Source organism: Moraxella sp. CTOTU46711, assembly GCF_031975715.1.
GTDB lineage: Bacteria > Pseudomonadota > Gammaproteobacteria > Pseudomonadales > Moraxellaceae > Faucicola.
Map to the genome: position 1 here is coordinate 161,993 of NZ_DALYMP010000004.1, position 20,003 is coordinate 181,995.

Genomic DNA, 20,003 nt, shown 5'->3' on the forward strand with positions numbered 1-20,003 from the left:
CAGTTATGCAAAATAATCTCTTATTACCCGCCTTGATATTTATTCCAATCATTGCAGGTTTTCTGTGCTGGTTGGTTGAAAAAGTTGATGAACGTTTTCCGCGTTGGATTGCGTTTCTTGGCATGCTATTAACGTTTTTGATTACGGTAGCTATTTGGCAAAACGGTAACTTTATTGGTTCAGCACAAACCATTGCGGAAGTGACTGCTAAACCAACTTGGTTGGCAGAGTTTCAATTATCTTGGATGCCCTCATTGGGAGTCAGTTTCCATCTAGCCATTGATGGGTTATCCCTGTTGATGGTGAGCCTAACAGCCTTTTTGGGTATGATGGCGGTGGCGTGTTCATGGGGTGAGATTACTCGCCGTGTGGGCTTCTTCCATCTCAATCTACTTTGGAGCTTGGGCGGCGTTATTGGTGTTTTCCTAGCAATCGATATGTTCTTGTTCTTCTTCTTTTGGGAGATGATGTTAGTTCCTATCTATTTCTTGATTGCAGTTTGGGGACACAATGCGATTGGTGGTAAAACCAAAGAATATGCCGCAACCAAATTCTTTATTTATACCCAAGCATCAGGTCTGATTATGTTGATTGGTATTTTGATTTTGGTGATGATTCATGCATCAACCACAGGTCAAATAACTTTTAACTATATGGACTTGCTAGGTACAGATCTTGGTAAATGGCAATACCCAATCATGCTGATGTTCTTTATTGGCTTTGCGGTTAAATTGCCAATTTTCCCACTGCATGGTTGGTTACCAGATGCGCACGCACAGGCACCGACTGCAGGTTCGGTGGATTTGGCCGGTATTTTGATTAAAACTGCGGCGTATGGTTTATTGCGGTTTGTCCTACCACTATTCCCAGAAGCCAGTGCTCAGTTTGCACCGATTGCGATTACTTTGGGCGGTATTGGTATTTTCTACGGGGCTTGGCTTGCGTTTATGCAGCAAGATATCAAGCGGTTACTTGCTTATACCAGTATTTCACACATGGGTTTTGTGGTACTTGCGTTGTATGCCGGTACGTTAATTAGTTTCCAAGGCTTGATGATTCAAATGTTGGCACATGGTCTTAGCTCAGCGGCATTATTTATCATGAGCGGTCAGCTTTATGAACGTCTACATACCCGTGATTTGAGCCAAATGGGTGGTATGTGGGGTCAAATGCGTTATTACCCACCGTTACTTATGTTCTTTGCTGCGGCATTATTAGGTATTCCAGGTACCGGTAACTTTATTGGTGAGTTCTTAATTCTTCTAGGGTCTTTTGCCTCGCATCCTGTGGCAGTGGTGTTTGCAACCTTTAGCTTAGTCGTTGCAGGTTTATACGCATTAATTATGATTTATAAAGCATTATTTGGTACGCCAACAGCGACGATTGAGAAAATGTCACCAATGCGTGATATCAATGCGCGTGAAGCGGCAATCTTGTTGGTGCTTGCGTTTGGTTTAATATGGTTAGGTCTATATCCGCAATCATTCTTAGATACCTCTGATCACAGTATGCAGTGGATTAGTGAGGCATATCATGTCCAGCAAGTTGTACCTACTTCTCAAGAGCCATTTGCTCATATGGAGGTAAAATAGATGAATCCTATTATTCCATTTGCTAGCAATGTGCTCATGCCATTGTTTCCAATGATTTTAATTTCTATTACCACGGTGGTGGTGATGATTGCCATCGCCATGAAGCGTTCAAATTTTGTGGCAGGTACCCTTAGTGTCATTGGTCTTAATGCTGCCTTGTTTGTTGTGCTCATACAATTATTAGGTGGCAATCCTGATAGCATGTTGCATGGTCTGTATGAATTATTTACGCCATCACAAGGCTTGATTGCCCCCTTATTTGTGGTGGATAGCTTTGCCCAGTTCAATATGGTGATTATTTTAATCAGCTCATTGGCGTGTTTTACCTTGGCATATGGTTACATTGAGGGCTACGGCGACAACAAAGAAGAGTTGTATTTGCTAATGCTTATCTCAACATTGGGCGCACTGTTTATGGTATGCGCTGATAACTTAGCCTCTTTCTTCGTCAGCTTAGAGTTATTGTCGGTACCGCTATATGGTATGTTGGCTTATACTTATGCGCGTGGTAAATCGTTAGAAGCGGGTTTCAAATACCTCATTTTATCGGCGACAGCCTCTGCTACCATGTTGATGGGTATGGCATTAATTTACTCAAACACAGGGACTTTATCCTTCCGTCAAATTGGTATGGCAATCGTTCCCATGTTTCAAAATGGTATGATTATGCCGATTTTGGTGGTGGGTACGGCATTAATGCTATTTGGTATCGCCTTTAAACTCTCAGCGGTACCATTTCACACTTGGACGCCAGATGTTTACCAAGGGGCGCCTGCGCCTGTGGCGACTTTCTTAGGCAGTGTGTCCAAAGTAGCTATGATGGCGCTAGGGTTACGTTTCTTATTGTCGACGGCAACCTTAGCCTTGCCAGCAGTCAATACCTTGATTGTGGTAATTGCCAGCTTATCGATGATTATCGGTAACGTACTGGCGCTTCGTCAGCAAAATATAAAACGTCTGTTAGCTTATTCCTCTATTGCGCATATCGGATATGTATTAGCCATCATCAGCGCCGTGAAAGTTGAATCGGCAGGTTTTGTTAGCCTTTATATGGCAGTGTATGCGTTTACCACCATTGGTGCGTTCGGTGTCGTGACTATCATGTCAAGCCCGTATAAACGTCAAGGTGAAGCGGAATTGGTTGACAACTTCCAAGGTATTTTTTGGCAACGTCCTGTACTCACCGCTGTATTGACTGTGATGCTATTATCATTGGCAGGTATTCCATTGACCGCAGGCTTTATCAGCAAATTCTTTGCGATTTTTGCTACGGTTTCAGCGCAAAGTTGGTGGCTCACTGCCATGATTATCGTGGGTAGTGCAATTAGCTTGTATTACTATCTAAATCTTATGGTCACCTTGTTTAGACGTCCCCAAGAAGTACAGCCGCACGATGCAGTCAATCATTGGGGAGTTCAAGCAGGCGGCATTATGGTGTTGTTGGTGACGTTAGCGGTATTGTACTTCGGTATTTTCCCCGAAACGTTATCAAAAATTATCACGCTAGTTCGCATATATTAATCCAATTTTAAGACTGCGAGATAAAAAAGCGTATCTTAGCTCATTAAGGTACGCTTTTTTGTTTATAATGATGCAAAAAAAATGGTCAAGATAACATGTCAGATGATAAAAGTATTCGCGTTAAAGTGATTGAAGTGACCCGTTGGGCACCCACTTTGCTAAGTTTTAAAGTCACGCGTCCCGATGGCTTTAAATTTACCGCAGGGCAATTTGTTAGGCTCGGTATCCATGGCAAAGATTTGCAATATTTTGCACAAAATCATGAGACCAAGTTAATAACTTCTGAGACGCAAGGTCAGCTCGTTGACCTTGATGGCTATGTGTTTCGCGCCTATTCCGTCGCATCTTCGCCCTATGATGAATTTATTGAATTTTTCTCGGTGGTCATTCCTAAGGGGGAATTCACCAGTAAGGTTAATCATATCCAAGTGGGCGATAGTTTATTGCTCAATACCACGCCATTTGGCTATTTGACCTTAGCCCGCTACCAGTTACCCCTGCCCAATGATTTGTGGTTACTGGCAACAGGCACGGGTTTAGCACCATTTTTATCGATTTTAAAGACCATTGATGTATGGCAGCAATATCAGCGCATTATTTTGGTGTACAGCGCACGCACCTCGCAAGAGCTTGCTTATCAAGAGGAGATTGGCTCAATTAAGTCAATCTATGGCGACGATGGGGCAGCGTTTGTATTTTTGCCCATTGTCACGCGGGAAGCGGATTATGCGGGGGAAAAAGCGCGTATTCCTAACTTGATATTGTCGGGCAAGTTAACCGAGTTGGTAGGGCAAAAACTGGATAAAGAGCGTAGTCACGTGATGCTATGTGGTAATCCACAAATGGTCGAAGATACCAAAGAAGCCTTAAAATCGATTGGATTGACCATGAATCGCCGCGGCGAAGGCAATATCGCCGTTGAAAACTATTGGTAATCATCTCGTTAATTGGCAAAGCACAATTGGTAAAAAAAATTGGTGAAACAAAAGCGGTAAAGGATGAGGGTTGATACCCATGAAAAAATACTAAGCCGCTTTTGTTGCGTTATTGGTCACTGCAGGATTATCCGCTTCGGTAATCAATTGGTCACTACTACCTATATTGAGAATTTCACCGACGTTGGCATTGGCTCTCAGCAGTAGTTGCTGTTCAGCAAGATAGCCATGATTAACTTGCACCTTGCGCAGCGTTGCCATGATTTTTTCGTTTTTCTTCAGCCAGCGACCAATATCGAGATACAAGATATCATCTTTTTGGTGCACCAAATTGATTTTCTCCAAAATCATGCCGAGCGGGTCTTTCTTTAACACCCGTTTAAAAAACCAAAGCGCCGCATGAATCGCTTTTGATTTAACATAGGAATCTGAATACAAGGCAATAACATCGGTATCAGTCAGTTGCTGAAATACTAGGCGCTGGCGATAACGGTCAAATTGGGCATGTACCACACCTAAATTGACAGCAAGGTCAGCGTAGATGCCACTATAGTTAACCGTTGCATACAGTCGAAGCCAGCCTTCATGAATCTCCAGATGCATGGCCAATATCGCTTTGACTTTTTCAACCACAAATTTTTGAATGGCATCGTTTAGCTGTTTTTCGGTGGCGGGTACGATAAACTCTTGACTGGCAAAATCTTCAATTTTTTCATACCACGTTTGCGATTTTTGCATCACCTCACGTGCGATTTCTTCAGAATGGGTGGCAAAAAATTCATCCAGTTGCGTTTTGCTCGTTATCACTATCGTTTCTCAGTTTTTTTATATTTGTATTGAAAGCTATTATTGTAGTCAGTTTTTGGGCATTGTAAAGTTGCTAATCATAAAGTCACTAATCATAAAGTTGCTGACCCGTCTACAAAAAATCTTGTACCAGTAATTGGTAAACATTGATCGCTACTTATTGATTAAGAACCACTCATTGCTGATGGCGTATTAATTTAGCTTCAGCCAAGGTTTGATTTAATCTATAATATCTGCGCGTTATAATACATGAGTGATTTGTATTTTTTTAGCAAGGTTGTAGTGATCGTGTCCTAATCGTTCAAAGGGTTATATTTTGGTGTATAGCAAAGACAGCCACAGTTATCTTTTTCAAAAGTTAATGCCACATACCGCGGCTTACGAAGACAGCGTTATGCTATTTGCTACGATTACGGCAGTGGCAATTCATGCGGCTGTTATTTTTGGTATCCAATTTGAAGATAAAAGCTCACCAACCGCAGCGGTACAAGAAGTCACCACGGTGTTGACCGAAAATCTGCAAAAGAATGAAAAAGCCGATTTTATCGCCAATGCCGGCCAGCAAGGTGGCGGTGAGTCCAACGAAAAGCTACGGCTTGAAAACAATACCATGAGCCCCTTACAAGACGAAGCAATCAATGAAACCGATGATATCGTGAGTCAAGAACGCCAAACGCGTCAAGAAGCGTTTCAAGAAAGTTATTTACGTACCACGTTAAGCTTTGAAAAAATCCGCAGAGAAAATAATAATAAAAAACAAGACGATAGCGAAAATCTAGCCGCGCAAGAACAACGGGTACAGGCACAAATTGCCACCCTTGAAACCAAAATCAGCAGTAACCGCCAATTACTAGCCAAAAAATCTGCGGTCAAAACTATCAGCAGTAACTCAACCACCACGGGTGAGGCCGCACGCTATATCGAGAATTTTCGCCAACAAGCCTATCATATTGGCAACCAGCAATATCCGCAAGAAGCCCGCGCCAAAGGCATCAAAGGCGATGTCATGCTGATGGTGATTATCGAGCCTAACGGGCAAGTCAAATCCATCAAAGTCTTACAGTCATCAGGCGCTACCATCTTGGATGAAGCAGCAAAAAATTCGGTGCGTAAAGCCGCGCCATTTGGTAAATTTTCAAAGGAAATGCAAGATTATTTGGAGCTGCGCATTATCCGTACTTGGCGATTTGGTGATACCTTAACCGTTGATGACCAAAACCCCGCAATTTAACTTTTCACTAACTATGCTAAAGGCTGTCCTATGTCAACCGTACTACACAAAGAATTGGCGCTATTTGACCTCGATAACACCCTCATTGATACCGATAGTGACTATATGTGGGGCGAGTTTTTGGTCAAACATAATCTGGTAGAAGAATCGCTGTATCGTGCTAAAAATCGGGAGTTCTATGAGCACTATATCGCAGGGACGCTCGATGCGGTGGTGTATAACGAGTTTGTAGCAGGGTTTTTAAAACAGCATACCTTAGCCCAATTACATGAATGGCGTGAGCAATATTTGCAAGAAGAAATTGCGCCAAAAGTGCGTCCAAAAGCGGTTAACGCTATCCAATCACATTTACAAGCAGGGCACGATGTAGTAGTGATTTCTGCCACCAATGCCTTTGTGGTCAAAGCGATTGCTAACAAATTATTTTTGGTAGAGGAAGATAATATTTTAGCCACTGAGCTTGAAGTCACCGAGCAGGGATACACGGGTAAAGTCGCAGGACAGCCAAACTTTAAAGAAGGCAAAATCATTCATTTAAAAAATTGGATTGCTCAAAAAAATGCGCAAGGTATTACTTATACTAAAACCTATGCCTATTCGGATTCAAAAAATGATTTGCCGTTATTAGAATGGGCAGATGTGGCGATTGCGGTATGCCCCGATGATACCCTACACGCGCATGCCTTAGCGTATCATTGGGCAGTGGAAGATTGGTCGATAAAAGCGCAGGCTTAGTGGGCAACAGCTAAGATGAATCCAGTGACAGATTCAGGTATAATAGCGCATTTTTCATAGTAACACGTTAAGGTAACCTCGCATGGAAATTAACCCGTATTTAGAGCATATCAAAGACTTAACTGACCGTGGCAACCAGCTTCGGGGGTATCTTTGACATCGAAGCCAAGCAAGAGCGTTTGGAAGAAGTCAATTTAGAGCTTGAAAACCCAGAATTGTGGAACGACCCAGAGCGTGCCACCAAAATCAGTAAAGAAAAATCGCAGCTTGATAATGTCATTGGCGTGATTACCGCTTTAGATGACAAGTTGGAAGACGCCAAAGCCATGATTGACTTAGCGGTGGAAGCCGATGATGCAACGCTATTGGCAGACGTACAAGCGGAACTCGATGAGGCCGAAGCCAAAGTCGCAGATTTAGAGTTTAAACGTATGTTTAGCGGTGAGATGGATGGCAACAATTGCTATGTTGATATCCAGTCAGGCTCAGGCGGTACCGAAGCACAGGATTGGGCAGAGATGCTGCTGCGGATGTATTTGCGTTGGTGTGAATCACATGGCTTTAAAGCCGAAATCATGGAACTATCAGCAGGTGGTGTCGCAGGGATTAAAAGCGCATCGATTCATGTCAAAGGTGACTATGCGTTCGGCTGGTTACGTACCGAAATCGGCGTGCATCGTTTGGTAAGAAAATCACCGTTTGATAGCAACAACGGTCGCCACACGTCGTTTGCAGCGGTGTTTGTATCGCCTGAGATTGATGATAATATTGAGATTGATATCAACCCTGCCGATTTACGTATCGATACTTATCGCTCAAGCGGTGCAGGCGGTCAGCACGTTAATACCACCGACTCTGCGGTACGTATCACCCACCAACCGACAGGAATTGTGGTTGCGTGTCAAAATGAACGTAGCCAACATGCCAACAAAGACACGGCAATGAAAATGCTACGCGCCAAACTGTACGAGCGTGAAATGATGCAGCGTATGGAAAAGCAACAAGCGCTAGAAGAAACCAAATCGGATATTGGTTGGGGTAGTCAAATTCGCTCGTATGTGCTCGATGACTCGCGGATTAAGGATTTGCGTACGGGGGTGGAAACGTCCAATACCCAAGCGGTGCTGGATGGTGATTTGGATAAATTTATCGAAGCGAGCCTAAAAGCAGGGCTTTGATTTAACTGTGCTGCCTACAATAACCCATTGCTAATTTATCCGCACTTGCTAAAATTAGAGGGTCAATTTTTTAGTTGACGCTCTTTTTTTTCATAAGGATTTGATATGCTGTATCAATGGCAAGACAAAAAACCCACCTATCAGGCACCCTTCACAGGCTGGGTCGCAGACTCGGCTGAAGTCATCGGCGATGTGCATTTAGCTGATAACGTCAGTGTGTGGTTTGGCGCGGTGATACGCGCAGATAATGCGCCGATTTATTTGGGCAAAAATAGTAATGTGCAAGAAAACAGCGTGATACACACCGATGAAGGTATCGCCGTCACCATTGGTGAAGGCGTGACGATTGGACATTTGGCGATGCTACACGGCTGCACTGTTGGTGATAATAGCTTGATTGGTATCGGTGCGATTGTGCTCAATAATGCCCAAATCGGCAAAAACTGCATCATCGGTGCCAATGCGCTTGTCACCGAAAATATGCAAATCCCAGATAATTCCATCGTGATGGGTAGCCCAGCTAAAGTTGTCAAAACCTTGCCGCAGGCGCGTGAAGTAATGCTTCAGCAATCAGCTTTACATTATGTTGATAAAGCCCATGCTTTTAAAGCTGGACTTAAACCTCTAGCGATAGTGTATTAAGTTATAGCAGCTATTGGCGCATACAGATCAGTGCAAAAAAAGGACAGTGAATGCACGCTCCTTTTTTATGCCGTGTTTCTTTATGCCCTGTTATTCCTGTTACTTGACTATTAAGCAATACGTTGTCTTAACGCTGTAGCACGTTCTACCAACGCCGTGTTGTTGCTGTCTTTGATTTCATCAAGCAAGCGTTTGGCACTGTCGTATTCCCCTAAATTCACATACTGTTCTGCCAAATCTACGTTTAACGTATCCGTATCGATATCCTTAATCATATCGAGTATTGCTGATAAATCTTCAACAACTGGTGCCGTTGTTAGGCTTGCATTATCTGCTATCGATGTCGTTTCAGGACTAGCGGTTGGGGTCGTAGTTGTCTGATTAGTTGCTTGTGTATCATCAAAAGACAAATCAATCAAGTCGTCCGATGTGACAGGCTCAGTAACCAAGACATTTGACGTAGCGTCTTGCGCTTTGGTCGTGTCATCGTCTAACGCAAAATCAAACATATCATCTGAGATGAGTAGCGAATCAGACTGGCTAGAGGCTTTGACTTCTATAGGAGCGCTGACTTCTGCCAAATCAACAACAGGCTCAGCGACTGATGGGGTAGTAGCTGTGGCTAATGTGGCTGCTTCTGCTTGGAGTAGTAATTCATCATCCAAATCAAACGATGTAATATCTGTGGCTTCATCACTTGCAACCGGTACAGAAGTCGCTGCATCGGAAGTTAGATTGCTAGATGCTTTGGTATCTGACGCGTCAAAGCTTAAGGCTGCTTCTGTAGTAGCGTCATTGGTTGGAGTAACCGCTGGCTCAGCGTTCAAATCAAAGTCGAAATCAAACTCATCTGCGCTTTCGTGAGCGCTCGGTGCAGCCGTTGGGGTCGTTATAATTGGTTCTACAGCAGTAGCGGTAGGTGTTGGTTGCGCCTCTGGTAAACTAAAATCAAAATCAAAATCGCTGTCGCTAATAGCCTCGTTATTGACGTTACTTGCCAAAGTGGTGGTTACAAGTTCCTCTGTCACTGGGGCAACAATTTCGGTAGGCGATTCTAGGACAGGGGCAGCGACAGTCTCAGCGGTCGCGGGCTCTTTGCTAGGTAGATCAAAATCAAAATCGTCAAAAGTTAACTCATTTGATTGCGATTGCGCCGCTGTGGTTTCAGTAGTAGGATCAGTTTCAGGCCGGACAGGTTTAACAGGGGCGATTTTGGTTTCAGGCAAATCGAGTGCAAAGTCAAAATCTAATTCATTATCGGCATTGTTGCTAGCGCCATTAGCTAGGGTTGTTGGCTGTGCCGCTCCAGTGACGCTCGGCATGGCAACCTGTAAAGTGCTATTGACTGCTGGCTTATCACTGTTTTGTTTAAAACCTGACAAATCAAAATCAAGTCCATCTGATTCAACAGCTTCAGCGGTATGGGTCATCACTGTGCTGCGTGCATTTATCCTTTGTTCTTCATCTACCAGCATTTTTAGGTTATTGGCTTGGCTAGTGAGATCAGCATCGTTGAGTGCCAATACCTCTGGGTAGAAGGTATTAAAGTGCTGATAATCTTTAGCCAAGGCATAGCTGTTAAGTAAAGTAAAATTCAACCCGCTATGTGAGGGGTGATTTTTTAACGCACGACGTAACGTTGTGATAGCGCCATCATAGTCTTGGGTTTGAATCAATTGCTCAGCCGCTTGTAACTCATGCTGCGCATTCTCTGCAGTATTGAGGGTTTGAGCAGTCTGTAAAGTCGTTTGCGGTAGGTCAGGCGCAGCTGGGCTTGTCATCTGCGATTGACGTTGCAGTTCTAATTCGCGCTGCTGCTCAGCCAAGGTTTTTGGACGTTTGACTTGGGTCTGCGTATCAACCGTTGTCTGGCTTTTACCTTTTTTCATCAAGAAAACGCCAGCAACAATTACCAAAATCACTACTGCTGCGATACCCATCATTATCGGATCCATCTTTCACCTCATCGTTACGGTAGATAGTTATCATTAGGGCATAGCAAGATATAAGCTACCGTGCGACTAATGAATCACCACAAATTTGTTGTACGGTATGAAATGATACAGCACATAGGCAATATCATCCACGCGCTATATTATTTTTTGTTTAACTCTTTTAAGCGTTTTTCTAATTGGGCAAGCTTGGTGTTTTGTATCTTCAAGCGATTTTCAGCGCCCACTAAGTCTTGATTGAGTTTGTTAACTTTAGTGGCTTGCTGGGCGGTGGCTTGGCGTTTTTGCTGCACCTGAGCCGCTACTTGGGATGACATCGCTTTGCCTAATTTGTTCTTGGCGCTCTGACCTTGCACTGAACCATTGGTATGATTAGGTGCGATGATGGTCATTTCAGCTTTTTTAGTCGCTGCGTATGGCCGCGGTGTTTTTTGTGCTTTAAGTGTTTTTTTTGTAGTTTTTAGGGTGGCTGGTTGCTTAGCAGCAGACTTTGGTGCGATGACAGATTTTTTGCTTGCGACACGGCTTTTATTTTGACGATATTGTTGTCGCGCTTTATTAGCTGATTTTATCCCAATTTGTGAAGGGACTACTTTGTATTTTGGGATTTGTAATTGGGTATTGGCGACAAGTTTAGTTGGGTCATTATCTGGGAACGCGATCGGGTTGGCTGCCATGATATCTGCCATCACTTGATCCACATCTTTGCGGTTTGCCGCTGCGATATTACTAGCGATGGTCCAAAGGTTGTCATTGCGCTGTAGTGTATAAGTGGTTGTCTCGCCAATGATTTGCGGGTTTTTGGCGCTATACTTGGACTTAGATTTGTCTAAAGGTTGATTGCCATAACTACCTGCTGGGCTTGGCAATTGATTATCTGCGGCGTTTGTTTGGATAGGGTTTTGCGTTTGTGGCACGCCTGGCGTATAGACAGTGCCATTTGGCTGAACAGTTCGAACCGTTCGCGTTTCTTGGATACGCAGGTAGTCACTGTTTTCGCTAGCCAGTGTCATTGGGACGGCGCCAGCGGGCATACCAGTTGTAGGTAAATTAGGCAGCTGGTTGATGGTGGTTGATGGCAACGTTATCGGCTGCATGGGCATAGGGTCGGGCGACATAACAGGCAACTGCACAGGATTGGCCGAACCTATGACGATGTTTTGCGCAGGTGATTGCAAAGCCGTGGTATTGGCTTGCGTGGTGATTTTTTGTGCGCTGTCGATGGGCATCAACAAGGTTTTTGGCAGCGTTTTGGTTACGCCATTTTCCGTGATATTGAGCACCACATCAGTAAATGGGGCATTAATCGCACGTTTGCTGGTCAATACAATCTGACCGCCATTGCTACTAGTTGGGACAAATTTGATTTGAATATCGGCATCTTTTGACAAGCCTAGCTGGCGATACACATCAGCTTGGGCGACTTTGACAGAAAAAGTTCTTGGATTGATATCACTGACATTAATACTGGCGTTTAAAGGTTGGTTTTGTTGGGTTTGTACATAAGTATCGCCAATATTGACGGCGTAAGCGACAATGGGAAGCGATAAGGGAAAACCCAATACCAAGTGTACAGAGTATTTTTGCCAAGACATAAAAAATCCTTGCTGAAGGTATCATAGCCTAGTTAGGGGTGTTAAAAAATGCCTACTCGTGTGGTCGCATGGTAGTCAATATACCGACAGGCAATATTCAAAAAATCAAATTAATCGATAGTCCAACAACTTGACAAAAGTTTCAGTCAAATTATCTGCTCAACTTTACACTTTTTGTCCAAAACTCTCAATAGTCTGACTCGCTTATTATTGGCATAAAGCCCGCTGCTGATATCACTTTATGGGTGGATTGATGCTTGGATAATGACGCTGTACTATCAATACCCTGATAACGGCAATCCCTGTTTACTGGTCATGGCGTTTTTTAGGGGTAAATAACGGATTAACGCTATCAGGTCTATCTACTCAGGCATAAAAAAACACGCCCTAATCAGCGTGTTTTTTATAAAACCTTGGGTTTATAATTGATTGCGGATAATTGCAAGTGTGCGGCGTAGTGGCTCTGCCGCGCCCCATAACAACTGATCACCCACGGTAAAGGCAGATAAGTATTCGCCACCTAGATTCATCTTACGAAGACGACCTACGGCAACTTTAAGGGTGCCAGTGACTGCGACTGGGGTCAAACGCTCAACGCTTGCTGCTTTGTCATTTTCTACCACATCTAGCCACTCATTACCACTGTTACGAAGCGCAGCTTCAATTTCTTCTAGAGGGATGTCTTTTTTTAGTTTGATGGTCAAGCCTTGTGAATGACAACGCATGGCACCGATACGCACGCAGATACCATCAATCGGCACAATGTTTGCGTTAGTCTTGTCTGCATCATTGCCTAAGATTTTGTTGGTTTCAACACAGCCTTTCCACTCTTCTTTTGATTGACCGTTTTCTAGTTGTACATCAATGTAAGGAATTAAGCTACCAGCAAGCGGCGCACCAAAGTATTGTTTTGGGAAGTCACTGCTACGTTGTAATTCGGCTACTTTACGGTCAATCTCTAAAATTGCGCCTGCGGGGTTATTGAGTTCGTCTGCGACGCCATCATGGATGTAGCCCATGCCCTTGATAAGCTCACGCATGTTATTGGCGCCCGCACCACTTGCCGCTTGGTAAGTCATCGCAGATACCCATTCAACCCAATCACGTTTAAACAGCTCACCAATCGCCATCAACATCAAAGATACCGTACAGTTACCACCGATAAAGTCTTTTTGACCATTTTTGATAGCGTCGTCAATGACATTGCGGTTGACCGGGTCTAGGACGATGATGCTATTGTCAGTCATACGTAAGGTGCTTGCTGCATCAATCCAGTAACCTGTCCAGCCTTTATCACGTAGCGGTTGATGGACTTCTTTAGTATAGTCACCGCCTTGACAAGTAATAATGGCATCACAAGCCGCTAAAGCCGCTAAGTCATGCGCATCTTCAAGCTTGCTAGGGGCAATGCCATTTGGGGTAGGGGCATCGCCACCGGCATTACTGGTAGAGAAAAACACGGGGGTAATCCCTTCAAAGTCGTTTTCATCTATCATACGTTGCATTAATACCGAACCGACCATTCCACGCCATCCGACCAAACCTACGCGTAGCTGACTCATGATAACCCTTCCTTACTGTAAACAAAATAAAATAAATAGTGCAGAAAATCCACATTGATTTTTCAATTAGTAACCTGTTACCTTGCCTGTATTTGTAAGGTTTTGCAAGTGAATTTTTTTTAAGATGGGGCATCTATTTAGCTATAGATGATAGGCTGATAGCGATTTCAGGGTGAAAAATAGCGTTTGGCAACACAACTGCAATTTATCAGCCGTATTTTTGTGGCTACTATATCGCCATGCTAATGATAACAAGCTAATATTGACCAACGTGAACCGCAATATAACATGAAAGGATAGACAATGACGCTGTTGTTACAGTTGCTAGCAGGTTTTGTGGTTTTTACAACTTTTTGGGCAACCATCCCTAGGTTTGAATGGTGGTTTAGGGTTGCCGATTTTCCCAGAAATCAATTGATTTTTTTGGGGTTGGTGGCGCTCATTGGCTTACTTTGGCTGGGCGCTTTTGACAGTCGTTGGCAGATGGGATTGATTTTGCTGCTGTTTATTGCGCTGGCTATGCAAGCGTACATGGTGTTGCCTTATACGTTTTTGTGGAAGAAACAAGTGCAAACGGCAAAGCCAAAGTCACGCGATTATCAAGTGAAATTGTTGGTTGCCAATGTGTTGACGACCAATCCAAATAAACAAGCTTTGATTGACCTAATCCATACCCATCAACCCGATATTGTATTGACACTCGAAACTGACCAAGTGTGGCAAGACGCTTTAAGCCCCATTGAGGCTGACTATCCATTTAACGTCAAAGTACCACTCGATAACTTGTATGGTATGCATTTGTACTCAAAGCTTGAGCTTATCAATCCCCAAGTAAAATATCTGGTGGTTGATGATATCCCATCGATTCATACCCAAGTTCGCCTAGCCATGGGAAAGGTTGTTTGGCTATACTGCTTGCACCCCATGCCACCGAGTCCAACCGAAGCCGATAAATCGGTGACACGGGATGCTGAGCTATTAATGGTAGGTAAACACATCAACGCCAACGACTTGACGGTAATTGTTGCAGGCGATCTCAACGATGTGGCTTGGTCGCATACCACACGCATGTTCCAGCGTATCTCAGGGCTACTAGACCCTCGCATTGGGCGTAAATTCATCAATACCTTTCATGCCAGTTACCCATTTTTGCGCTGGGCGCTTGACCATGTTTTTCACAGCAATCACTTCACCCTGGTATCGATGGCGCGTATGCCGAATATTGGCTCCGACCATTTTCCCGTGCTCACTACTTTACAATATGAACCTGAAGTCATGGATGAGCAGCCTGAACCTTTGCCAAGCATCGCCGATCTCCAAGAGGCGAAAGAAACCATCAAAGAAGGGGTTAAAGAAGGCGAAAAACTATCGGAAGCTCAGAGTGATAGCCCTAATGATGCTAGCAAATTATTGAAAGGCCCATTAGAAAGCTAGCAGCGGGCAAACTAAAACTGCATGTAAGCATTTGCTTACAACAGATTCCGCCTTTTGCGGCTAGTAACCAACCCTATAACAACCTACAATGAACTCATCAACACAAGGATGATACCAAGGAATGGTAGTGTTGAGACGCTCAGGATGAGTAATATCATGGAAAGCCAATAATAATAACATAGTTGACATGAAGTGCCCTAAAACCCAAGTCTATTGCCCTAAGACTTGGGTTTTATCTTTTTTGGTATTTATCAATCCTAATCTAGCATAGTCTAGCTACCTTGTTTTGGCTACTTAAATACAATTTTGCAAGCCTTGTGACGGTAGTTATTTTCACGATTATCAAATAGTCGCTGTTAAGCTGTTAAATAGTCGCTGTTAATCATCACTGTCACCAAATAGTCGAAGTTTTTTAAAATAATCTTTGCTAAAATATCCGCACTTTTTAATCAAAGCTGACGGATAATGATGATGAATCAGTCTGAAATTCTTGAAAACTCACCTAAACAAGCCCCTAATAAATTTGCCCATCCCAACAATGATAGCCAATTTTTGATTGCCCCTTCGATTTTGTCGGCAGATTTTGCCCGTCTGGGCGAGGAAGTCGAAAAGGTTATCGCCGCAGGTGCAGACGTGGTGCATTTTGACGTGATGGACAATCATTATGTCCCAAATCTAACTTTTGGTAGCATGATTTGTCAGGCGCTGCGTGATTATGGGGTAACTGCGCCGATAGATGTGCATTTGATGGTGTCACCAGTTGATAGTATGATTGAGCAGTTCTTAAAAGCGGGCGCTAGCATCATTACCTTTCACCCAGAAGCCACGCAACATGTCGATCGCTCGTTACAACTCATCAAAGATGGCGGTGCTGACTGTGGACTGGTGCTCAATCCCGCCACGCCGCTCCACTATCTAGACTATGTGATGGATAAGGTTGACCAGATTTTATTGATGAGTGTCAACCCAGGGTTTGGTGGGCAAGCATTTATTGATGGCACCCTCAAAAAAATTGAAGCGGTGCGCGAAATGATTAGGCTATCGGGTCGCAATATTCGCCTTGAAGTCGATGGCGGTATCAAAGCCAGTAATATTCGTGCGGTTGCCGAAGCAGGGGCTGATATGTTTGTCGCAGGTTCAGCGATATTTAATCAACCTAATTATCGCCAAGCGATTGATGCGATGCGTGCTGAACTGGCTTTGGTCGGTCGCTTGCCAGCGTAAATGCTACACAAGCAATGATACACAAGGAAATTGGTATGGACGTTCAATCCCCATCTTTAGTACCCAAAGGGCTGACAATTGGACTGGCAATATTTGCGGTGTTGCTAGGGTTGGCAGGTTTTGGGTTTAGGTTGATGTTTGGCGATAGTTTATCATCAATGCTGCCATCACTGGTGAGTACCATTGCGATTTTTTGGCTAGGTATTCCACTGGCTTTTGTCATGGGCTCAAAGGTGTTAAATCGCTACTCAGGGCGTGCACCGATTCAAAATCGCAATGCGTTAACCTTGGGTTTGTTATTTAGCTGTGTGGCGATGCTATGGATGATGGCAGCATATTCGTAACGGTTCGCTCGGTAAGTCGGCACCCCAAGACATTAACGCTAAAAATTGATGCTACATATAACACCAATCCTCAGTAATTATTTAGGAATTTATTGAATGGCATTGCCACATTATACTAAGCAAGAATTATCGATTTATCCCAGCAATCTTCCAAAAGGCTTAATCAACACACTGATAGTTGCTTGCTTGCTGTTAGGGTTAGCAGCTTTACGCAGTAGTAAGGGAATGCAAGGCTGGCTCAATGTCATCGAAAATTGGGTGTTTATGCTATTGTGGATTCCGCTTGCCGTCACCCTTTGCGCATTACCTTTTAAGTTACGGGATGACAGTTTTGAGCTTAAATTGGCGTATTATCTCGGCATGTTTGTGGCATTCTTATTTGAAATTAATAAACTTCGCTATTGGCATACCATGTAAACATGACGATTTAGGGTAACAGTTAATATCTAAAAGTAATAGCTAAAAGTTCTGCGCAACACTTTTTTTGACCGATGAATTTTTAGGCTTAGCCAACGCTAACATGCTTGAATTTTTAAACAGTTGCAATCATAGTAATGCTATATTTGCTTTTTATAGGCAGGCTGTTATTGATAGACAAGCTGTTAGGGCGTATAGATGAATATTTTGCTCAGTGTTTTGTTGACCGTATTGATAAGCTTTTTGGTGTATCGATGGATAAGGCTGGCTTGGTATAAACTGCATGACATGGCAGGTATTGAGGTCGGTATGTCTCAATATTCTGTGCCGCCTACAGCATCACCGGCAAAACCAGAAACCATGCGCTTGGCGTACCAATCAAACCTGCCAATTCCCAATACCTTTGGTAGTGATAGCCGTTTTAACTTAATGCCACGTGCTAGCAAACATGCGCGCGATAAAAAATGGTTCAAAGCAAAAAATCAACAACCGCGATTATCTTCACCTTCGATTTTGGGTATTGATGGCGCGTCAATTGAACGTATGCCAACAGCTGCCGTGATGCTGCTTGATACCATCCATGACAAACTCATTCGTTATCAAGAGTGGCAACGCGACCAAAGCCAGTCAGCCAACCAACTAGACCACCCGCAAACCCAATGGTTGACTGAAAATAAGTTTGTGGTCAACCGCTTGATTGAGCAGACGATTCCTGAAGCAGTACACCAGTATGACCAAATTGCCAAATATCATCCCAGTCAGCTCAATCAAAAAATTCAGGGGGAGATGACCGCAGGCGAGATGCTCATTGAGGTATTGGCTCGGGTCAATCTGCAATTAGATGAATTGCTCAATGAGATGTTTCATGAAGTCAGCCAGCAATTTGCGTCAACTTACCGCTATGTCAAAAATCGCACGTAGTTGATGGTAGATTAACATTGGTATATTAAAATGAAAAAAGCGTATCAATTTGATACGCTTTTTTTTTAAGTTTTTTTGTGTAAATTTTATCGCGGTTAGCTACTTCTTTTATCTTTATCGCGGCGTAAGTGATGACCGCCGCGGCGCGCTTTTAGCGGTTTTTTCTCAAAGCGTTCTTGGCGGCGTTTGGCAATGCCATAAAGCCCTGTGCCTTGGCGCGGGCGAATGTTGACAAGTCCTGCTAAGGTGTCAATCTCACGGCGATCTAACTCAAGGTAGCGACCCGTGCGAAGTTCCCTAGGGAGACTGACAGAGCCGTAACGGATACGCAGTAATCGGCTTACTTTTAAGCCTTGCGATTCAAATAAGCGGCGTACTTCACGATTGCGACCTTCTTTGAGTTTGACTTGGTACCATTTATTGATACCTTCACCGCCTTTTTCAACGATGTCATCAAACTGTGCCATACCATCTTCTAGCATGACGCCACGTTTGAGATTTAAGATAATCTCAGGCGTGACTTCCCCCATCACACGCACCGCATATTCGCGCTCTATTTCATTTGATGGGTGCATCAGACGGTGAGCCAGTTCCCCATCATTGGTAAATAGCAATAAACCTGTTGAGTTGATGTCCAACCGACCCACCATTACCCAGCGGTCATGGTTCAGTGGTGGCAGGCGCTCAAACACCGTGGGACGACCTTCTGGGTCATGGGCTGAGCAAATTTCACCTTCTGGCTTGTAATACATTAAGATACGGCGGCGTTTTTCGTTTTCTGCGGTATAGCGTAGCAAACGTCCATCGACTCGGATTTCATCGCCCTGTCCGACACGGTCGCCAATGGTAGCGACAGTCCCGTTAACACTGACGCGACCTTCGCGAATCACATCTTCCATTTGACGGCGCGAACCTAAGCCTAGACGGGCGAGGGCTTTTTGCAGTTTTTCGTCTTTCATTCAATAATCCTTTAATAGGTAGCAACATTTCACAATGTTGTGCTAGCATGAAACTTCATACTTGTGCCTATTGTAGGACAAGCGATGGCTGAATGCTAGTATAAAGTCATGTGGCTAAATTTTAACCAGTATTTTAACCAAAAAGTTAACATAAATAATGTCACATTGTAAAAATTATTTTACGTTATAATTATCGACATAAGTAAATCAATACAACTACAAGGAATAATAACAATGAAAGGGCAAATAGCCAATTTCTCGCCGCAACATGGTCAAGGTATCATCATGGCGGAGGACGGCAAAAATTACCCATTTACTAGCCAACAATGGCAACAAGCCACGGCACCGATAGCAGGACAACAAGTAGAATTTAGTGTCGATGCGCAGGGTTATGCGTTGGCAGTTGTCGGTCTTGCCGCAGGCAATACAATCAATCTAAATAAACCGATAGATAGCACGATTGCGCCTATCCCTCACGGCTATACAGACAATCCTACAACTGCCAACTATGGTCAAGTTACTCACACAGCGGGCATGAATGCCGTCAATCCAGCATGGGCGATTGAAGAAAATTATGGCTTTTTTGATTGGGTCAAAAAAAGTCTCAGCAATTATGCCAATTTTAAAGGGCGCGCTAGACGTAAAGAATATTGGTATTTTTATTTGGCGTGGGTCATGTTGTATCTGGGTGGGGCAATCATCGATTATATGATGGGTACTGATGGCATTGTGGCGGGGCTTATTTCTTTGGCATTGGTGATTCCCAATATCGCAGTAGGTGTTCGCCGTTTACATGATGTTAATAAATCAGGCTGGTGGATGCTGATTGCCTTTATCCCCATCATTGGCGGAATTGTGCTGCTGGTATGGTACTGCACAGATACCAAGCCAAATGTCAACCAGTGGGGCGCACCTGCTCGCCGCTTGCCTTGACGCAGGGTTTTGTTGATGCAG

Annotated in this window: 18 protein-coding genes; 13 read left to right on the top strand and 5 right to left on the bottom strand. The window is 43.8% G+C overall.

Annotated elements, in window-relative coordinates; all coding sequences use genetic code 11:
• Positions 1–5: 5 nt before the first annotated feature.
• The 3 genes from nuoM (at position 6) to RTJ53_RS07735 (ending at position 4,048) form a co-directional block, all read left to right on the top strand.
• Entirely contained in the window at positions 6–1,592 is a 1,587-nt protein-coding gene (gene nuoM / locus RTJ53_RS07725; RefSeq protein ID WP_135889014.1) for an NADH-quinone oxidoreductase subunit M, read from the top strand.
• Positions 1,593–3,113: an NADH-quinone oxidoreductase subunit N gene (locus RTJ53_RS07730; protein WP_312276518.1), complete on the top strand. Its 1,521-nt coding sequence runs from the start codon at positions 1,593–1,595 to the stop codon at positions 3,111–3,113.
• A gap of 95 nt (positions 3,114–3,208) precedes the next feature.
• Complete coding sequence (locus RTJ53_RS07735; RefSeq protein WP_312276519.1) at positions 3,209–4,048, top strand: ferredoxin--NADP reductase; 840 nt, start codon at positions 3,209–3,211, stop codon at positions 4,046–4,048.
• A gap of 90 nt (positions 4,049–4,138) precedes the next feature.
• On the opposite strand, the gene RTJ53_RS07740 is transcribed toward RTJ53_RS07735, so the two are convergent.
• Positions 4,139–4,855: a hypothetical protein gene (locus RTJ53_RS07740; protein WP_312276520.1), complete on the bottom strand. Its 717-nt coding sequence runs from the start codon at positions 4,853–4,855 to the stop codon at positions 4,139–4,141.
• 361 nt (positions 4,856–5,216) lie between these two features.
• On the opposite strand from RTJ53_RS07740, the gene RTJ53_RS07745 reads away from it, so the two are divergent.
• The 4 genes from RTJ53_RS07745 to RTJ53_RS07760 all read left to right on the top strand — a co-directional run bounded on the left by RTJ53_RS07745 (position 5,217) and on the right by RTJ53_RS07760 (position 8,641).
• Entirely contained in the window at positions 5,217–6,086 is an 870-nt protein-coding gene (locus RTJ53_RS07745) for an energy transducer TonB (RefSeq protein ID WP_312276521.1), read from the top strand.
• A gap of 30 nt (positions 6,087–6,116) precedes the next feature.
• On the top strand, positions 6,117–6,821 hold the full coding sequence (locus RTJ53_RS07750; protein ID WP_312276522.1) for an HAD family hydrolase: 705 nt from the start codon (positions 6,117–6,119) through the stop codon (positions 6,819–6,821).
• 82 nt (positions 6,822–6,903) lie between these two features.
• Positions 6,904–7,999, top strand: a protein-coding gene (prfB, locus tag RTJ53_RS07755; RefSeq protein WP_099807750.1) for a peptide chain release factor 2 whose coding sequence is annotated in 2 segments (ribosomal slippage) — positions 6,904–6,975 and positions 6,977–7,999 — 1,095 coding nt in all. Because the reading frame shifts where the segments join, the coding sequence is not laid out codon by codon here.
• A 105-nt stretch (positions 8,000–8,104) separates the two neighbouring features.
• Complete coding sequence (locus RTJ53_RS07760; protein ID WP_312276523.1) at positions 8,105–8,641, top strand: gamma carbonic anhydrase family protein; 537 nt, start codon at positions 8,105–8,107, stop codon at positions 8,639–8,641.
• 110 nt (positions 8,642–8,751) lie between these two features.
• Here the strand turns inward: RTJ53_RS07760 and RTJ53_RS07765 are convergent, their stop codons facing one another.
• From RTJ53_RS07765 to asd, 3 genes are all read right to left on the bottom strand, one after another.
• Entirely contained in the window at positions 8,752–10,596 is a 1,845-nt protein-coding gene (locus tag RTJ53_RS07765) for a hypothetical protein (RefSeq protein ID WP_312276524.1), read from the bottom strand.
• A gap of 140 nt (positions 10,597–10,736) precedes the next feature.
• Entirely contained in the window at positions 10,737–12,188 is a 1,452-nt protein-coding gene (locus tag RTJ53_RS07770) for a type IV pilus assembly protein FimV (RefSeq protein ID WP_312276525.1), read from the bottom strand.
• A gap of 419 nt (positions 12,189–12,607) precedes the next feature.
• On the bottom strand, positions 12,608–13,750 hold the full coding sequence (gene asd / locus RTJ53_RS07775; protein WP_312276526.1) for an aspartate-semialdehyde dehydrogenase: 1,143 nt from the start codon (positions 13,748–13,750) through the stop codon (positions 12,608–12,610).
• Between the two features lie 303 nt (positions 13,751–14,053).
• Between asd and RTJ53_RS07780 the strand changes: the two genes are divergently transcribed.
• The 5 genes from RTJ53_RS07780 to RTJ53_RS07800 all read left to right on the top strand — a co-directional run bounded on the left by RTJ53_RS07780 (position 14,054) and on the right by RTJ53_RS07800 (position 18,090).
• Positions 14,054–15,184, top strand: coding sequence for an endonuclease/exonuclease/phosphatase family protein (locus tag RTJ53_RS07780; protein ID WP_312276527.1), 1,131 nt, complete (start codon positions 14,054–14,056; stop codon positions 15,182–15,184).
• A gap of 471 nt (positions 15,185–15,655) precedes the next feature.
• Positions 15,656–16,408, top strand: a complete 753-nt coding sequence (gene rpe, locus RTJ53_RS07785) for a ribulose-phosphate 3-epimerase (protein WP_312276528.1) — start codon at positions 15,656–15,658, stop codon at positions 16,406–16,408.
• A 35-nt stretch (positions 16,409–16,443) separates the two neighbouring features.
• Positions 16,444–16,752 (top strand): hypothetical protein, encoded by a 309-nt coding sequence (locus RTJ53_RS07790; RefSeq protein WP_312276529.1) that lies wholly within the window; start codon positions 16,444–16,446, stop codon positions 16,750–16,752.
• A 96-nt stretch (positions 16,753–16,848) separates the two neighbouring features.
• Positions 16,849–17,169, top strand: a complete 321-nt coding sequence (locus RTJ53_RS07795; protein ID WP_007115494.1) for a hypothetical protein — start codon at positions 16,849–16,851, stop codon at positions 17,167–17,169.
• A gap of 198 nt (positions 17,170–17,367) precedes the next feature.
• Positions 17,368–18,090 (top strand): hypothetical protein, encoded by a 723-nt coding sequence (locus tag RTJ53_RS07800; RefSeq protein WP_312276530.1) that lies wholly within the window; start codon positions 17,368–17,370, stop codon positions 18,088–18,090.
• Positions 18,091–18,185: 95 nt separating this feature from the next.
• On the opposite strand, the gene rluB is transcribed toward RTJ53_RS07800, so the two are convergent.
• Complete coding sequence (gene rluB / locus RTJ53_RS07805; RefSeq protein WP_312276531.1) at positions 18,186–19,049, bottom strand: 23S rRNA pseudouridine(2605) synthase RluB; 864 nt, start codon at positions 19,047–19,049, stop codon at positions 18,186–18,188.
• A 234-nt stretch (positions 19,050–19,283) separates the two neighbouring features.
• On the opposite strand from rluB, the gene RTJ53_RS07810 reads away from it, so the two are divergent.
• Positions 19,284–19,982: a DUF805 domain-containing protein gene (locus RTJ53_RS07810; protein WP_312276532.1), complete on the top strand. Its 699-nt coding sequence runs from the start codon at positions 19,284–19,286 to the stop codon at positions 19,980–19,982.
• The last annotated feature ends 21 nt before the right edge of the window (positions 19,983–20,003 follow it).

Coding starts and splice junctions, on each gene's coding strand:
- nuoM (WP_135889014.1), top strand. CDS start 6: ATGCAAAATAATCTCTTATTACCCGCCTTGATATTTATTCCAATCATT.
- RTJ53_RS07730 (WP_312276518.1), top strand. CDS start 1,593: ATGAATCCTATTATTCCATTTGCTAGCAATGTGCTCATGCCATTGTTT.
- RTJ53_RS07735 (WP_312276519.1), top strand. CDS start 3,209: ATGTCAGATGATAAAAGTATTCGCGTTAAAGTGATTGAAGTGACCCGT.
- RTJ53_RS07745 (WP_312276521.1), top strand. CDS start 5,217: ATGCCACATACCGCGGCTTACGAAGACAGCGTTATGCTATTTGCTACG.
- RTJ53_RS07750 (WP_312276522.1), top strand. CDS start 6,117: ATGTCAACCGTACTACACAAAGAATTGGCGCTATTTGACCTCGATAAC.
- RTJ53_RS07760 (WP_312276523.1), top strand. CDS start 8,105: ATGCTGTATCAATGGCAAGACAAAAAACCCACCTATCAGGCACCCTTC.
- RTJ53_RS07765 (WP_312276524.1), bottom strand. CDS start 10,596: ATGGATCCGATAATGATGGGTATCGCAGCAGTAGTGATTTTGGTAATT.
- RTJ53_RS07770 (WP_312276525.1), bottom strand. CDS start 12,188: ATGTCTTGGCAAAAATACTCTGTACACTTGGTATTGGGTTTTCCCTTA.
- asd (WP_312276526.1), bottom strand. CDS start 13,750: ATGAGTCAGCTACGCGTAGGTTTGGTCGGATGGCGTGGAATGGTCGGT.
- RTJ53_RS07780 (WP_312276527.1), top strand. CDS start 14,054: ATGACGCTGTTGTTACAGTTGCTAGCAGGTTTTGTGGTTTTTACAACT.
- rpe (WP_312276528.1), top strand. CDS start 15,656: ATGAATCAGTCTGAAATTCTTGAAAACTCACCTAAACAAGCCCCTAAT.
- RTJ53_RS07790 (WP_312276529.1), top strand. CDS start 16,444: ATGGACGTTCAATCCCCATCTTTAGTACCCAAAGGGCTGACAATTGGA.
- RTJ53_RS07795 (WP_007115494.1), top strand. CDS start 16,849: ATGGCATTGCCACATTATACTAAGCAAGAATTATCGATTTATCCCAGC.
- RTJ53_RS07800 (WP_312276530.1), top strand. CDS start 17,368: ATGAATATTTTGCTCAGTGTTTTGTTGACCGTATTGATAAGCTTTTTG.
- rluB (WP_312276531.1), bottom strand. CDS start 19,049: ATGAAAGACGAAAAACTGCAAAAAGCCCTCGCCCGTCTAGGCTTAGGT.
- RTJ53_RS07810 (WP_312276532.1), top strand. CDS start 19,284: ATGAAAGGGCAAATAGCCAATTTCTCGCCGCAACATGGTCAAGGTATC.